The organism is Agrobacterium sp. NPDC089420, from assembly GCF_044900305.1.
GTDB lineage: Bacteria > Pseudomonadota > Alphaproteobacteria > Rhizobiales > Rhizobiaceae > Agrobacterium.
The window spans coordinates 130,764-146,716 of the sequence record NZ_JBJDMY010000013.1; the positions used below are offsets into that span (position 1 = coordinate 130,764).

At 61.1% G+C, this 15,953-nt stretch carries 14 protein-coding genes; 7 read left to right on the forward strand and 7 right to left on the reverse strand.

All coding sequences use genetic code 11. The annotated features are described in order from the left end of the window. Positions 1–33 precede the first annotated feature (33 nt). The 4 genes from ACI2KA_RS19460 to ACI2KA_RS19475 all read right to left on the reverse strand — a co-directional run bounded on the left by ACI2KA_RS19460 (position 34) and on the right by ACI2KA_RS19475 (position 4,316). On the reverse strand, positions 34–1,110 hold the full coding sequence (locus tag ACI2KA_RS19460) for an ABC transporter ATP-binding protein (RefSeq protein WP_404504104.1): 1,077 nt from the start codon (positions 1,108–1,110) through the stop codon (positions 34–36). Positions 1,111–1,198: 88 nt separating this feature from the next. Continuing rightward, positions 1,199–2,074, reverse strand: coding sequence for a carbohydrate ABC transporter permease (locus ACI2KA_RS19465; RefSeq protein ID WP_020809242.1), 876 nt, complete (start codon positions 2,072–2,074; stop codon positions 1,199–1,201). Then, the gene (locus tag ACI2KA_RS19470) at positions 2,067–2,945 is read right to left on the reverse strand and encodes a carbohydrate ABC transporter permease (protein WP_404504149.1); all 879 of its coding nucleotides are present in this window, start codon (positions 2,943–2,945) and stop codon (positions 2,067–2,069) included. Before ACI2KA_RS19470 ends, ACI2KA_RS19465 begins: the two co-directional genes overlap by 8 nt. Positions 2,946–3,026: 81 nt before the next feature. Further along, positions 3,027–4,316, reverse strand: coding sequence for an ABC transporter substrate-binding protein (locus ACI2KA_RS19475; protein ID WP_404504105.1), 1,290 nt, complete (start codon positions 4,314–4,316; stop codon positions 3,027–3,029). Positions 4,317–4,433: 117 nt separating this feature from the next. On the opposite strand from ACI2KA_RS19475, the gene ACI2KA_RS19480 reads away from it, so the two are divergent. From ACI2KA_RS19480 to ACI2KA_RS19510, 7 genes are all read left to right on the forward strand, one after another. Continuing rightward, positions 4,434–5,132, forward strand: a complete 699-nt coding sequence (locus ACI2KA_RS19480; protein ID WP_404504106.1) for a TetR/AcrR family transcriptional regulator — start codon at positions 4,434–4,436, stop codon at positions 5,130–5,132. A 245-nt stretch (positions 5,133–5,377) separates the two neighbouring features. Further along, entirely contained in the window at positions 5,378–6,520 is a 1,143-nt protein-coding gene (locus ACI2KA_RS19485; protein WP_404504107.1) for a Gfo/Idh/MocA family protein, read from the forward strand. A gap of 10 nt (positions 6,521–6,530) precedes the next feature. Further along, the gene (locus tag ACI2KA_RS19490) at positions 6,531–7,694 is read left to right on the forward strand and encodes a dihydrodipicolinate synthase family protein (RefSeq protein WP_404504108.1); all 1,164 of its coding nucleotides are present in this window, start codon (positions 6,531–6,533) and stop codon (positions 7,692–7,694) included. Positions 7,695–7,718: 24 nt separating this feature from the next. After that, positions 7,719–8,540 (forward strand): sugar phosphate isomerase/epimerase family protein, encoded by an 822-nt coding sequence (locus tag ACI2KA_RS19495; RefSeq protein ID WP_404504109.1) that lies wholly within the window; start codon positions 7,719–7,721, stop codon positions 8,538–8,540. 19 nt (positions 8,541–8,559) lie between these two features. Further along, positions 8,560–9,795: a Gfo/Idh/MocA family protein gene (locus ACI2KA_RS19500; protein WP_404504110.1), complete on the forward strand. Its 1,236-nt coding sequence runs from the start codon at positions 8,560–8,562 to the stop codon at positions 9,793–9,795. A gap of 327 nt (positions 9,796–10,122) precedes the next feature. After that, positions 10,123–10,293, forward strand: a complete 171-nt coding sequence (locus ACI2KA_RS19505; RefSeq protein ID WP_404504111.1) for a hypothetical protein — start codon at positions 10,123–10,125, stop codon at positions 10,291–10,293. Between the two features lie 538 nt (positions 10,294–10,831). Further along, positions 10,832–11,122 (forward strand): hypothetical protein, encoded by a 291-nt coding sequence (locus tag ACI2KA_RS19510; protein WP_404504112.1) that lies wholly within the window; start codon positions 10,832–10,834, stop codon positions 11,120–11,122. 372 nt (positions 11,123–11,494) lie between these two features. On the opposite strand, the gene ACI2KA_RS19515 is transcribed toward ACI2KA_RS19510, so the two are convergent. The 3 genes from ACI2KA_RS19515 to ACI2KA_RS19525 all read right to left on the reverse strand — a co-directional run bounded on the left by ACI2KA_RS19515 (position 11,495) and on the right by ACI2KA_RS19525 (position 15,933). Continuing rightward, entirely contained in the window at positions 11,495–12,592 is a 1,098-nt protein-coding gene (locus tag ACI2KA_RS19515; protein ID WP_404504113.1) for an acyltransferase family protein, read from the reverse strand. Positions 12,593–12,747: 155 nt separating this feature from the next. Then, positions 12,748–14,706 (reverse strand): MacB family efflux pump subunit, encoded by a 1,959-nt coding sequence (locus tag ACI2KA_RS19520; protein WP_404504114.1) that lies wholly within the window; start codon positions 14,704–14,706, stop codon positions 12,748–12,750. Positions 14,707–14,709: 3 nt separating this feature from the next. Beyond that, entirely contained in the window at positions 14,710–15,933 is a 1,224-nt protein-coding gene (locus tag ACI2KA_RS19525; protein WP_404504115.1) for an efflux RND transporter periplasmic adaptor subunit, read from the reverse strand. Positions 15,934–15,953: the final 20 nt, after the last annotated feature.

The following is a 15,953-nucleotide window of genomic DNA, read 5'->3' on the forward strand; positions in this document are numbered from 1 at the left end:
GGACTCCGGCTCAGAAATGCGGCGGGCAACAGGCTATATCCGCCGCCCATCCGCTCCGAACAGATGCGTCTGTGCCAGATCGAATGCAAAGGGAATGGTCTCGCCGATGCGGATATGGCGCTGGCCGTCCAGCAGCACGGTGGCCGGCTGTCCGTCGGGCGTACTGGTGTAAACCACCGTCGAGCCGCCGAGATGCTCCACAAGCTGGATCGACGCCTCGCCCAGCGACGCCGATTGCGCCTGCGGGTTCACATGCTCGGGGCGGACGCCGAAGGTGAGCGGTTCATCCTGCGCCGCCGCAACCGGCTTTTCCAGCACGATACGCCGACCGGCCACCTCGATGGTACGGTTGGAACTGTCGCCGGCGGCCACTTTGGCGGAAAGGAAATTCATCTTCGGCGAGCCGATGAAACCGGCCACGAACTGGTTGGCGGGATTGTTGTAGAGATCGAGCGGGCGGCCGACCTGCATGATGCGGCCGTCACGCAGAACCACGATCTTGTCGGCCATGGTCATGGCCTCCACCTGGTCATGCGTTACATAGATCATGGTGCTGCCAAGCGTCTGGTGCAGCTTGGCGATTTCGACGCGCATCTGCACGCGCAATTCGGCATCGAGGTTGGACAGCGGCTCGTCGAACAGGAAGATCTTCGGCTCGCGCACGATGGCGCGTCCGATGGCGACACGCTGGCGCTGGCCGCCGGAAAGCGCTTTCGGCTTGCGTTGCAACAGCGGGCCGATCTGGAGAATATCGGCCGCCTTCTGCACCCGCGCCTCGATTTCGGGTTTCTTGTAACCCGCCGTTTCCAGGCCGAAGGCAAGGTTCTTATAGACGCTCATATGCGGATAAAGCGCATAGGACTGAAACACCATGGCAATGCCGCGTTTCGAGGCTGCGGTCTCATTCACCCTTTCGCCATCGATGTGAAGTTCACCTTCGGAGATTTCCTCAAGCCCCGCGATCATGCGCAGGAGCGTGGACTTGCCGCAGCCCGAAGGGCCGACGAAGACGGTGAACTCGCCCGGTTCGATTTTGAGATCGATGCCGTGGATGACCGAAAAAGCGCCGAACCGCTTGACAATCCTTTCGAGCGTAATGCTGCTTGCCATGCTGTTTCTCCCGACTGCCGCGCCGCATAAAAAACGGCGGCGGCAGTGTTGATGGTCTTGTAAGATATGTTCCCGATCCGCGTCCCGTTCAGCGTTTCATTCCCGTCGTGGCGATGCCTTCGATCAGCAGCCGCTGGAAAAACAGGAAGAACAGGAAGACCGGCACCAGCGACAGGTTGGACATGGCGAAAAGCGAGGTCCAATCCGAGCTGCCGGTGGAATCCACGAAGGATCTGAGGCCGAGCTGCACGGTGTAGGTGTTGATGTCGTTCAGGTAGATCAGCGGCCCGAAGAAATCGTCCCAGGTCCAGATGAAAGAAAAGATCGCGGCCGTCGCCAGCACCGGCAGCGACAAAGGCAGCATGATCTTCCAGTAGATGCGGAAGGGCGAGCAGCCGTCCATCACCGCCGCCTCGTCCAGCTCACGCGGGATACCACGGAAGAACTGCACCATCAGGAAGATGAAAAAGGCATCCGTCGCCAGATATTTCGGCACGATCAGCGGCAGCGAGGTGTTCACCCAGCCCATTTCCAGAAACAGGATATATTGCGGGATGAGCACGACGTGATAGGGCAGCATCAGGGTGCCGAGCATCAGCGCGAACCAGAAATTGCGCCCGCCGAAGCGAAGCCGTGCGAAGGCGAAGGCGGCGAGCGAGCAGCCGACCACGTTGCCGATGGTAGCGAGCACCGAGATGAAGAAGGAGTTCCAGAAGAACTGCCCGAAGCTCACCTGCAGCCCCGTCCAGCCGCGAATATAACCGCCGACATCGACCGCCGAGGGAATGAGCGAGGAGGAGCCGAACAGCTCGTCCTGCGGCCGGAAGGAGCCTGATATCATCCACAGGATCGGATAGAGCATCGCGAAGGAGGCGATGATCAGCGCCGTGTGGAGCATCACCGATTTCAGCGGCGAGCGTTGCGGGCCTTGGCCCGGCCGGGGAGCGGTAACAGCATCAGTCATCGTAATGCACCCAGTATTTCGCGCTGAGGAACGAGAAGGCCGTGAACAGCGAGATGATGATCACCAGGATCCAGGCAAGCGCCGAGGCGTACCCCATGCGGAAGAAACCGAAGGCCTCCTGGTAGAGATAAAGCGTATAGAACAGCGTCGAATTGATCGGCCCGCCGGTGCCTTCGGAGATGATGAAGGCGGGGGTGAAGGCCTTGAAGGCGTCGATCGTCTGGATCACGGCGTTGAAGAAGATCACCGGCGTCAGAAGCGGCAGCGTGATACGGAAGAACTGCCGCACCTTGCTTGCGCCATCGATTTCGGCAGCCTCGTACATATCCTGCGGGATTTGCCGGAGCCCGGCGAGGAAGATGATCATCGGCGAACCGAACTGCCAGACGGACAGGATGACCAGCGTGTAGATCGAATAATCCGGATTGGAAATCCAGCTTGGCCCTTCGTAACCGAAGACCTGCCAGAGAACCATGTTGACGAGACCATCCGAGGCGAAAAGCTGACGCCAGAGAACGGCAATCGCCACGCTGGAGCCGAGCAGCGACGGCAGGTAGAAGATCGCCCGATAAAGCGTCAAACCCTTGATGCCACGATTGAAGGCGAGCGCGACGAGCAGCGCGAAGATCAGCTTCAGCGGCACGGACAGCAGCACATAGGTAAAGGTGACCTGCATGGCTGCGGCGAATTTCGGATCGGCGGTGGCGATGCGGACGTAATTGGCCGCCCCCACCCAGTCCGGCGACTGCAACAGGTCGTAATTGGTGAAGGACAGATAAAGAGATGCGAGCGCGGGACCGAGGGTGAGGCCGAAAAAGCCGACCAGCCAGGGCAGGAGAAACAGATAGGCGTGAATATTGCGGTTAAACATCCGCTTGACGCCGCCCCGCTTCGGGAGAGCCGCGCCACGGCTCTCCCCCACAAGAGTTTCAGATCGAAAGGCCATGCGCCATCACTTCCGTTTGATAACGGTTTCGGATTCCTTGACGAGACGGTCACCGCCCTCTTCCGGCGAAATCTTGCCGAAGCCGACTTCCTCCGCCGTGCGTTTCAGGACGAAGGCGAATTCGCCAGCACCCGGAGGCGGCGCCGGCGGCAGCTCGCCGACGCCGGGGGTAATCTCGGCAATATAGTCCACCATGATCTTGCTGACCTCGTCGAGCTTGCTGCTCAGCTGGTCACGCATGGATTCCGATGCCGGAACGCCGCGTTCGACACCGAGAATATCGATGCCCTGCGGTTCCGCGACGAGGAAGTTGATGAAACCGACCGCCTGTTCGATGCCGGCGCTGCCATTGGCGACGCTGATAAGCATGGAGGGTTTCAGATAATGGCCGGATGGGCCATCCTTCGCGCTCTTCGGATAGGAGCTGATCGCCAGCTTGGACTTGTTGAGCTTCTGATAACCGACGAACTGGTTGGAATGGGCGAAGGCGGTGGCTGCCTTGCCCGTCGTCAAGGGATTGGTCTCGATATTCAGCTGGTCCAGCGCCTGCACATCGGCGGGCACGCAGGCGCCGCTCTTGCGAAGGTCCGCCCACAAAGTGAACCATTTGGTCGCGTCAGCTGGATCGAAGCCGATCGCGCCATCCTGCGTGTAAAGCGACTTGCCGTTCTGGCGCAGCCAGTTTTCGAAGCTCGGCTCCACACCGCTCGCATCGGCCGTGGCGTAATAACCGGGTTTCGGCTTGTTCTTGCTGAGCTTGGCGGCGTTTTCGGCAAATTCCTCCCAGGTCTGGCCGACCGCCGGCGGTGTCGCGCCGGATTTCTCCCAGGCCGCCTCGTCGAAGAAGACCGCACTGGAATTGACCCCGAGATTGATGCCGTAAAGCTTGCCATCGACCCGGCCGGAATCGATGTTCATCTTGCCGAAATCCTCGATCTTCAGACCCTTGCCGATATAGTCGTCCAAGGGGGCGAGCGCGCCGCGGCGGCCATATTCGAAGATATAACGATAATCCATCTGGATCAGATCGGGCGCGTTGCGGCCCGCGACCTGCGTGGCAAGGCGCGGCCAGTAATCGCTCCAGCCGGCGAATTCGCCGGCAATGTCGAGATCGGGCTTGACCTGCTTGTAGGCGGCGATGGCCTTGTTGGTGCGATCGGCGCGTTCCTGCGAACCCCACCACAACATGCGAAGGCGTGCGGCCTGCGCCTGCGCCGACCCCCCTCCCAATGTTGCGAGCGACAGGGCCGCAAGCCCTGCTGAAAGCACACCTCTCCTCTGAAGCATCACGGGCATTGGCAACTCCTCCCTATTGACTGCCAATTGATGATGAACGTAAACGACACTTGCCGTTTTATAACTAATTGGTTACATGGGAACACTGATCGCAAACATTGTCAAGCGGGTGCTGAAATGGAAGAAACGACGAAAAACCATCAGCCCGATCCGGCTCCGGAGAAAGTACCGGCCGCCAAACGCAAGCGCACGACGGCGCAGGTCAGAAACCCGGAAAGAACAAAGGCCGCGATCCTTGAAGCCGCCCGCCGCGAGGTGGCCGCCAAGGGGCTGGCGGGAGCGAGAATCGATGTCGTGGCGCGCCGCGCCGGCACCAACAAGCGGATGATCTATCACTATTTCGGCGACAAGGATGCGCTTTATCTCGCAGTTCTGGAAGACGCCTATCGCCACATCCGCCACACGGAGCGGCGGCTCGACCTTACCCGCAAGGCCCCTTCGGAGGGACTGCGGGAACTTGCGCTGTTTACCTGGCATTATTTCCTCGACCATCCCGAATTTTTAAGCATCCTTGCTACAGAAAACCTGAACAAGGCCCGCTATCTCCGGCAATCCCCGACGATCACGGCCATGCATTCGAATTTCATTTCCGAGCTTGAGGAGGTGCTGCGGCGCGGCCGCGATACCGGCGAATTTCGCGATGGGCTCGATCCGATCGACGTCTATCTGACGATCGCATCGCTCGGAGCCTTCTATCTGTCGAACCGGTTCACGCTGTCGACGATCTTCCAGCGCGACCTGACCGACCCTGCCGAACTGGAACGCTGGGGCCAGCACATTGTCGACACGCTGCTTGCTGCAGTGCGGCCGGTCTGATCGACCCGAGCCGAATTGTCCTTTAACAACAGAGACGACGCGCTATTCGCATCCGCGAAGCGCGTCGTTTTCTTTTGCGGCGCAGTGAAGACGGCCGGCTGCGGCCCGCGGCAAAGCACGAATTTTTCCTGCCAAAAACACCTTGACAGATCGCATCCTTCGCGATCACAAATAACCAAATGGTTACAAATTGCCATGGTTGACGGAAGCGGCTTTCGGGAAAAGGCCGCCTTGGGAGGAAATTCATGAAACGTATCGGCGTCATCATGCACGGCATTACCGGCCGCATGGGTTACAACCAGCATCTCGTGCGCTCCGTTCTCGCCATTCGCGATCAGGGCGGCGTGGTTTTGAAGAATGGCGAAAGGGTCATGCTCGACCCCATTCTGGTCGGCCGCAACGGCGCGAAGATCGAGGAAATCGCCAGAAAGCACAATGTCGCGCGCTGGACGACCGATATCGATGCCGCGCTTGCAAACCCCGACGACACGCTGTTCTTCGATGCCGGCACGACGCAGATGCGCGGCAGCCTCCTGGAAAAAGCCATCAAGGCCGGCAAGAACGTTTATTGCGAAAAGCCGATTTCCGACACGATGGAAGAGGCGCTCGCCATCGCCCGGCTCGCCGAAAGCGCCGGCATCAAGCACGGCGTCGTGCAGGACAAGCTGTTCCTGCCGGGCCTGCGCAAGCTCGCAATGCTGCGCGACAGCGGCTTTTTCGGCAAAATCCTCTCGGTGCGCGGCGAGTTCGGTTATTGGGTTTTCGAGGGTGACTGGCAGCCGGCGCAGCGTCCCTCGTGGAACTACCGCCTGAAGGATGGCGGCGGCATCATTCTCGATATGTTGTGCCACTGGCGTTATGTGCTCGACAATCTGTTCGGGCCGGTAAAATCCGTAAGCTGCCTCGGCGCCACCCATATTCCGGAACGTTTCGACGAGCAGGGCCGCGCCTATGCGGCGGATGCGGACGATGCGGCCTACGCCACCTTTGAGCTGGAAGGCGGGATCATCGCCCATATCAACTCATCCTGGGCGGTGCGTGTGCGTCGCGACGATCTCGTGACCTTTCAGGTGGACGGTACCCATGGTTCGGCGGTGGCGGGCCTGACCAAATGCTTCACCCAGCACCGCACCAACACGCCGAAGCCGGTGTGGAACCCCGACCAGCCGCAGACCATCGATTTCTACAAGACCTGGCAGGAGGTGCCGGACAATGTCGTCTATGACAACGGCTTCAAGGCGCAGTGGGAAATGTTCGTGCGCCATCTGGTGGACAATGACCCATGGCCCTATGGGCTGATGGAAGGCGTGAAGGGCGTGCAGCTTGCCGAACTGGGGCTGAAATCGTGGAAGGAACGCCGCTGGCTCGACGTTCCCGCCCTTTCCTGAGGAGGCTGAGGTGAACGAACTCAAGCTTCCGAAGGATGACCGCAGCATCGAGGTCTACAGATTGTCCGGCACGCCGGTCGCGGTTGAAAAACGCAGTGCCGCGGATTTCAACCGCGTCGCTTTTGCCGCCGCCCATGTCGTGGCCGATCCGCTGGCCGATAACGACCCGTGGCTGACGCCCGCCATCGACTGGGACGCCACCCTGCGTTTCCGTCACCGCCTGTGGGATCTCGGCCTCGGTGTCGCCGAGGCGATGGATACGGCGCAGCGCGGCATGGGGCTGGCCTGGCCGCAGGCGCAGGAACTGATCTCCCGTTCGCTGAAGGAAGCGGCCAGCCGCAAGGATGCGCTGATTGCCTGCGGCGTCGGAACCGACCATCTGAATGGCGGCGGTTACAACCTGAACCAGATTGTCGACTCTTACCTAGAACAGCTTGATTTTGTTCAGGGAGAAGGCGGACGCGTTATCCTGATGGCGAGCCGCGCGCTGGCCGCTGCCGCCCGCTCGCCGGATGATTATCTCAAAGCCTATGCCAGGGTGCTTTCCCGTGCCGAACAGAAGGTGGTGATCCACTGGCTGGGCGAGATGTTCGACCCGGCGCTCGAGGATTACTGGGGGTCTGGCGACCATATGGCGGCGATGGAAACCTGCCTTGCCATGATCGAGGAGAATGCCGACAGGATCGACGGCATCAAGATTTCGCTTCTTTCCAAGGAAAAGGAAATCGTCATGCGCCGCCGTCTGCCCGCTGGCGTGCGCATGTATACCGGCGACGACTTCAACTATGCCGAACTGATCGCCGGTGACGAACAGGGCCACTCGGATGCGCTGCTCGGCATATTCGACGCGATTGCGCCGGCCGCCTCCAAGGCGCTCGCCAGCCTGAAACGCGGCGCGGACAACGAGTTCTTCGATATTCTCGAGCCGACGGTGGCGCTGTCGCGCCATATCTTCAAGGCTCCCACCCGCTTCTACAAGACCGGCGTGGTGTTCCTCGCCTATCTCAACGGATTGCAGGATCATTTCACCATGGTCGGCGGGCAGGAAAGCACCCGCTCCACCCAGCATTTCACTGAGCTTTTCCGGCTGGCGGACAAGGCCAATGTGCTTTCCGAACCCGATCTCGCCACGCATCGCATGAGAGCGTTCCTGGCCGTCCGCGGCATTGGTTGAGGCAAAACGAGGGGAGATATCGACATGAGCCTTGAAGGCCTTTCCATCAATTTCGCCACTGTGCGTCAGGGCGGCAATTTCGGCGCCATTGTCGATGCCTGCCTCGCCCATGGCATCACCGCCATCTCGCCCTGGCGCGAGCAGGTGCACGGCGTCGGGCTAACGGAAGCCGCGCGCATCGTCGAGCAGAACGGCCTTCGCCTCAGCGGTCATTGCCGTGGCGGCTTTTTCCCCGCCCCCGATGCCGAAGGCCGCCGGCTCGCCATCGAGGATAATAAACGCGCCGTCGATGAGGCCGCCGCCATGAAGGCCGATTGCCTCGTGCTTGTCGTAGGCGGCCTGCCCGCCGGTTCCCGCGATCTGAAGGGCGCGCGGCAGATGGTGGAGGACGGCATGGCCGAGCTCCTGCCCCATGCGCGGGCCGCCGGCGTGCCGCTCGCGATCGAGCCGCTGCATCCCTTTTATGCCGCTGACCGCGCCTGCTTCAACACGCTGAAACAGTCACTCGATCTCTGCGACCGGCTAGGCGACGGCACCGGCGTCGCCATCGACGTCTACCATGTCTGGTGGGACCCGGAGCTTGCGGAACAGGTGGCGCGCGCCGGCAGGAACGGGCAGATTTTGGCCCACCATATCTGCGACTGGCTGGTGCCGACCACCGATCCGCTCAATGATCGCGGCATGATGGGCGACGGCGTGATTGACCTGAAGGCATTTCGCGCCATGATCGAGGCTGCGGGCTTCCACGGCCCGCAGGAAGTGGAAATCTTTTCGCATCGCTGGCAGGCGCGGCCGATGGACGAGGTCCTCACCACCGTGGTCGAGCGTTTCAAGACTGTTTGTTGATATATCCGGGAGAGAGAGAATGCCTGAAAGGGTGAAACGCAAACGCTATGCGCTGGTCGGCACCGGCAATCGCGGCACCACCATGTGGGGCCGCGAATTGCTGGCCGGCTGGAGCGATTATGTCGAGCTGGTCGGCATTTGCGACCTGAACCTGATGCGCGCCGAACGCGCCCGCGCCATGATGGGATCGACCGCGCCGCTCTACGACGATTTCGACCGGATGATGGCGGAGCAGCGCCCGGAACTGGTGATTGTCTGCACGCCGGACGATACCCATGACGACATCATCATCCGCGCCTTGGAAGGCGGCGCCGATGTCATCAGCGAAAAGCCCATGACCACCACCCCCGAAAAGATCGACCGCATCCGCGCGGCGGAGGCCAGAAGCGGCCGTCGGGTCGACGTGTCCTTCAATTACCGTTTCTCGCCGACGGCCGCACGGATCAAGGAACTGATCGACGACGGCGCCATCGGCACCGTCACTTCGGTCGATTTCCACTGGTATCTCGATAACAAGCACGGCGCGGATTATTTCCGCCGCTGGCACGCCTTCACCGAACATTCCGGCAGCCTGTTCGTGCACAAGGCGACGCACCATTTCGATCTTCTGAACTGGTATCTCGATTCCGATCCAGTGGAAGTGAAGGGCTTCGGGCAATTGCTGCATTACGGCAAGAACGGCCCGTTCCGCGGAACGCGCTGTCGCACCTGTCCGCACAAGGACGAGTGCGATTATTTCATGGATCTCGGCGCCGATCCCTTCCTCGATGCGCTCTATGAGGACCCGTCGAGCATTGACGGCTATATGCGTGACGCCTGCGTCTTCCGCGAGGAAATCGACATTCCCGATACGATGAGCGCCTCGATCCGTTATGCGAACGGCGTGCAGGTCTCCTATTCGCTCAACACCTATATGCCGATAGAGGGCCATCACATCGCCTTTAACGGCCATAAGGGCCGCATCGAGATGCGCCAATATGAAAAACAGCCCTGGACGGAACCGCCGGCCGACGAAATCCTGCTGGTGAAAAGTTTTGGCGGCGGCGTGGAGCATATCTGGGTGCCGCATGAGCCCGGCGGCCATTATGGCGGCGATAACCGCATGCGCGACATGATCTTCAAACCCGGATCCAACGACCGGCTGCGGCAGCGGGCCGGTTCGCGCGCCGGCGCCATGTCCGTCCTCTGTGGCGTCGCGGCGCTGAAAAGCGCCCGCGAGGGTGGCGCTGCCGCGGTGAAATCGCTGCCTCTCTAGAACGTTCAGATGCGCGGCTCGGTTAGCGGGGGCCGCGCGCCCAACGGCCAAAAAAGAACGGACGATATTCCGCAGATTACGCGCTTCCTCCATGCCGGTAGAATGATCGCCGGGGGAGAAAGAGTGAGTCATGTCCAGTTTTGAATCCTTCGTTCCGCTCATCGTCATCGGCGCCAGCCTCTTCCTGTTTTTCAAATGGGTCGGGCGCGACATGAACCGCGAAGAGAAAAAACCGCGCTCCCGCCGTTGACGGCGAAAAAGCCGGCGCGGCGTCCTGGAACCTCGTCTGCTCCCCGGCGTTTTCCCTTGCAAAAGGAGGACGCGGACATGACGCAAACGACAAAACCGAAAACAGCCGGAAAAGGACCTTCCAGCCCGAGCGACATTCCCCCGGCCGGGCCGCACGCCAAGCCGTCGCTCACCGACTATGACAAGACGCCGGGTGCCGGCAGCCTGCCGGACGAGGATACGAAGGACGTATCCCCCGGTGCGGGCTGAGGAGAAAAATGATCGTCATCGGACTTGTTTTGGCCACATTGCTTTCCTATATCGCGGTCAAGGCAGTCGCTGGTGAGCGCAAATGATATTGCACTCGCGATTGTTTTAAGTCGCTTCAGACTTTTGACCACGGATGTACTGGCACTGGTGTTGAGAGCGATATGAGGAAGGTCGGTGCAATATTGCCCCGGCCTTTTTTGTTGCCTGTCAAAGCGGCGATCACAAATATCATCGAATGACCCGCCGCGGCCGAATTAACTTGCCTATCCCCTACAAAGAGCGCACGCTCCCGCATCGGCAATGAAAGGGCGTTGCCGCCGTCGGGCTACATGCCGTCCCAAAACCCCGTTCTGCTCCCGTCATTGATCGGCGGGACCGTTTCGCAGTTTTACACGACATGCATGGCGGCCGCTGCCGGGACACCGGATATCGTTCCTGGCGTCGCCCGTTATCTCAAGACGTTGAAACGGCCTCGCATGGCGTCCGGCCCGGCCATGGCGTTTGCGTTTTCGTGCACTCCATCAGAAAGGAGGACATCATGTCTTCCGCAGGTGATAATTGCATTATCTCGTCACAGGACCTTAAAATGCTTCAGTCCGTGCTGGAAGGTCTCGGTTATGGCCGCGACCTCATGGATGATGATGAGGCCATTCTTTATACCAATGCGGCCCGCAAGGTGATCCAGTTGTTTCAGGACGGATTGACCGACCCCGCCGGTCTGTCGGAGGAAATGCTTTTTCTCTTCGGCGCGCGCAAACATGAACGCGTCAAGCCGTGGAAGCCCCTGCCGCGTTATGCAATCCAGGGTCTGCCGCCTCTTTACCGGTAAAGGGGCCGCGCCCCCGCGACGACCGCAGGGCGCGACCTTCAAAATCACCGATGAAAATAACGGCTTGGCAAATGGCATATATCAGGCAAAACTGAAATTGAAACTGTCGTGCACGGATCAGGCGTGGCACGCGGTTTGCGGATGGGGTGCGCAGCGTTGCAAATGACGCGACCGGCCAGCAGCAATGCGGACGGTGTCCATACCGATAGGTTTTGCGTCTGCGTGGAGGGTGAGTATGACGTATGACTGGAGCGGCCGCCGAATGCGCCGCATGCGAGCGGCAAAACTGACGATCATCAGCCTCGTCGCAGCTTTCGTGCTGACGGCTCCGATCTTTGCCCATTATTGAGATGTAAAACCCAGCCCGTCGAGCTAGACCGGCTGGCGGATTTCCGCGCGTTTGCGCAGGCGGTCCCTCAGCCATTTCTGGACCGGCTGGTCGTAATGGACCGTCAGCCACCATGACAGGCACGCTGTCGCGGCCACGAAGACGATACCGGCCGGCAGCGCGACGCTCTGCCGCGTCGCTGCCGGAAGCAGAAACTCCGTCCAGGCCAGAAGCGGAATGTGCAGCACATAAACCGCGTAGGACGCCGTACCCAGAAACACCGACACGGCGCCTGTCTTCGGACCCGGAATTGTCCTGCTGGCCACAAACAGCAGCGGCGGCCAGACGAACAGCACAACCGCCAGATCAAAAAACGGCCGCAGCCCGCCGGGCATCGGGACGGCGAGGATGACGCAGACGAGCAGAAGACAAAGACCGGCCTGAACGGGCTTCAACGCCGGCACATGGTTGCGGAACCGGTAGATCAGCACGCCGGCGAAAAACGAAAAGAACACCCGGCCCATGCCGGCATACATTTCATGCCAGCGGAAACCGGCATGCAGCTTGCCGAATTCCGCCGCCGCCACCATCAGCACGGCGGCGCTGATGGCCAGCACCGCCGCCGTCTGTTTCGTCGTCGCCCGGACACCCCAGCGGGCGTAAACAGCATTCACCACCAGTTCGTTGAAAAGCGACCATGCCGGACTGACGAGAAACAGCGCACCGTTGAGGGTCAGCGTGAAGGGCGCCGGCAGAAACAGCAGTCCCGTCACCAGGGCCAGAGCCAGTTCGCCCGGATCGATGAGACGATGCAGATCATCGATCGGGGTGGGCAGGCCGAGCAGGTAAAGGCAGATGAAATAGGCCGCCATCAGCGCCAGCGCCAGCACGTAAAGCGGATAAAGACGTGCGAACCGCGCCTTCATGAAAAAACCGGGCGTAATCGTTCCCTCGGCTAGTTTCCGACTATAGGCATGGGCCAGCACGAAGCCGCTGAGCGCAAAGAACAGATCCACGGCAAGATAGCTCGAAGCCGGATCCCTGCCGAAGAACTGCTCCGCATGGCGGTGAACGATGAAGAGCGCGGCCACGCCCCTTATGCCGTCAAGCAGGATGAAGCGTTCCGGGTGGGATGGGATCATGGCGTTGGGGCTCGGTGACACTGGATTCTGATTATACCGCGAAAACGAGGTTTATCGCACAGCGGTTCATCGCTACCAGTCACAAACCGTTCAACACGGCTCCCGCTTTACCTCCATCCCCCAGATGATGCCAAGCCGCGCCGGTCTCAACCCCGTCATCCCGCCGACAAAGCCGCCACGGGATCGAGTTTCGACGCGTTGCGGGCCGGCAGATAACCGAAGACCACGCCAATCAGCGTCGAACAGACAAAGGCGGCGATGATCGACGTCGTGGAATAGACCATGATGAAATTGCTGCTGAAGGCGGAGAAAAGCGCGCCGAAGCCAAAGCTGCTCAACACCCCGAGCGTGCCGCCGATGATGCAGACGAGCACCGCCTCGATCAGGAACTGTCGCAGAATGTCGGTGCGCCGCGCGCCCACCGCCATGCGAACGCCGATTTCCGAGACGCGCTCGGAAACGGAAACGAGCATGATGTTCATCACACCGATGCCGCCGACGAGAAGCGATATCACCGCAATCGCCGCAACCAGCAGCGTCATGGTCTGGGTGGTGCTGGTGATGGTCTGGCGGATGTCGTCGGTATTGAGGATGTAAAAATCGCGCGTGCCGTGGCGCTGGGTCAAAAGCGTCGTCACCGCCTGTTCGGCAATGGCGGCATCGGTATCGTCCGCCACCTGCACCGTGATGCTGCGCAGCGACAGGCTGCCGAGAAAGCGCGACTGCACGGCGGTATAGGGCAGGTAAAGCGAAAGGTTCTGGCTTGAGCCGAAACCGCCCTGCTGCGCCTGCGTGATGCCGACAATGCGGGCGGGCACCTTGCCGATGAGGATGACCTGGCCGACCGGACTGCCGTCGAAATCCGCAAACAGCGATTTGCGGGTATTTTCGTCGATCACCACCTCCTGCGCCTTCTGCGTGACGCTTGCCGCATCGAAGAAGCGACCCTGCGACAGCTTCGTGCCCTTGGCGACGAAATAGCGCTCGCTGACGCCGTTGACGAGCGCATTCGCCTCCTTGGCGCCGAAACGCACCGTGCTGGAGGTCGAGACCGTGGGCGTCACCGCCGCGACATAGGATTGCTTGGCCAGCGCCTCGGCGTCGGAAACGACCAGCGTGGTGATCTTGCCCGATCTTATGTCGCCGAAATCCTTGCCGGCGAAGATTTCCAGCGTATTGGTGCCGAGGCTGGAGATGTTTTGCAGCACGCGCTGCTGCGAGCCCTGCCCCAGAGCCACGACGCTGATGACCGAAGCGATGCCGATGATGATGCCGAGCATGGTCAGGAAGGTGCGCAGCTTGTGCGCCCGCATCGACAGGAGCGCCATGTGCAGGGCTTCCCGCAGCGAGGAAAAAACACCGGCGATGCCGGACATCCCGCCGGAAACGGCAGCGGCGCGGGCTTCCTTTCCCGGTGCGGCGGCCGTATCCGCTTTGCGGTCGGAGATGATTACCCCGTCGCTGATTTCGATGATCCGCCCGGCGCGTCTGGCAATCGCCATGTCATGGGTGACGATGATGACGGTGCGGCCTTCGGCATGCAGCTCGTCGAGAATGCGCAGCACCTCGTCGCCGCTGGCGCTGTCGAGCGCGCCGGTCGGCTCGTCGGCGAGAATGATCTCGGCGTCGTTCATCAGCGCGCGGGCGATGGAGACGCGTTGCTGCTGGCCACCGGAAAGCTGGCCGGGACGGTGGCCGAGGCGTTCGGCCATGCCGAGACGGCCAAGCAGCCTTGCCGCATTGTGCCTGCGATCCCCTTGCGTCTTTCCGGCATAGATCGCCGGAATTTCGACATTGCCGAGCGCCGAGAGCTCGCCCAGCAGATGGTAACGCTGGAAGATGAAACCGAGATGTTCGCGCCGCAGCGCCGACAGCGCATCGGCATCGAGACCGCCGGTTTCCCGGCCCCTGATGCTGTAGCTTCCGGCCGTCGGCCGGTCGAGGCAGCCGAGAATATTCATCAGCGTCGATTTGCCCGATCCGGACGCGCCAACGATCGCCACCATCTCGCCAGCCTCGATGGTGAGGTCGATATTTTTCAGGACGCTGATCTTGCCTTCGCCGGAAGGATAGTCTCGCCACACGGATTGAAGCGAAATCAGGGGTTCTGCCATGGTTCAGAACCCCATCGGCGGGCCGCCCGGCCCAGGCATGGTACTTGTGGCGGTTTCGGCCGAACGCTCGCCGGTCACCACGCGCTCATTCTCGGCAAGCCCCGAGCGCACTTCCGCCGTGACCTTGTTGTTCAGGCCGATCTCGACCTTGCGCTCAGAAATCGTCCCATCGGCGCCGACGACACGGACGGCATAGTCGCCATTGCCGTCCACGCCGCCAAGGGCCGAGGCCGGAACCGTCAGCACGTCTCTGGCTTCGCCGAGGACGATATGAACCTCCGCCGTCATGTAGGTGCGCAGCTTTCCGTCCGGGTTCGGCACTTCGAACACGCCGTTATAATAGATCGCCTCCGACGACGACGTGCTGGAGGACGACGAGCTGGAGGACGAGGACGTCGAGGAACTGAAGCTGGAATCGCTGCGCACCGATTCCGGCGCCGGCTCTATCGAGGCGAGCGTCGCATCGTAACGCTGCTGCGGCTCGCCCAGCACCGTAAAATAGACCGGCAGATCCGGCTTTACCCGGGTCACGTCCGCCTCGGAAATTTCCGTGCGCACCGTCATGCGGGTGAGCTGGCCGAGAATGACGATGGTCGGGGCCGACTGCGTGGCATTGACGGTCTGCCCCTCCTGGCTGACGATCGACAGCACCGTGCCGTCGATGGGGGCGGTGATCTGCGTATAGCCGAGATTGGCCTCGGCCGTCTCGACAGCGACCTGCGCTTCCTCGATCTGCGCATCGATGGCCTTGATCTGCGCCTCGGTAACGGCGAGCGCTGCGGTGGCGCTTTCGAAATCGGCGCGGGAGGCGGCGTTTTTTGCCACCATTTCCTGCTGGCGGGCAAGGCTCTGGCGATTGAGAACCAGGGTTGCCTGTTTTTCCACCCGCTGCGCCTTCACATTCGCAAGCGCCGCCTGCGCGGTGCGCAGACTGTTGGTCTGGGTCACGGAATCGATCTCGGCAATGAGATCGCCCGCCTTTACCGTTTCACCGAGCGCCACCTTGACGGCGGTGATGCGGCCGGAGACCTGCGCACCGACGGCGACCAGGCGAACGGGCTTCAGCGTTCCCGTCGCGAGAACCGTCTGTTCGAGATCGCCGCGTGTGACCGGCGATGTGATATAGGCGGGCGTGGCGGCCCGCGTATAGTGCGAGGATAACCAGTAGCCACCCGCAGCGAGCGCGACAAGCGCCAGCAATGCGCCTGTCTTGCGTGCCGTTTTCATCTTGATGTCCTGTCCGGCCG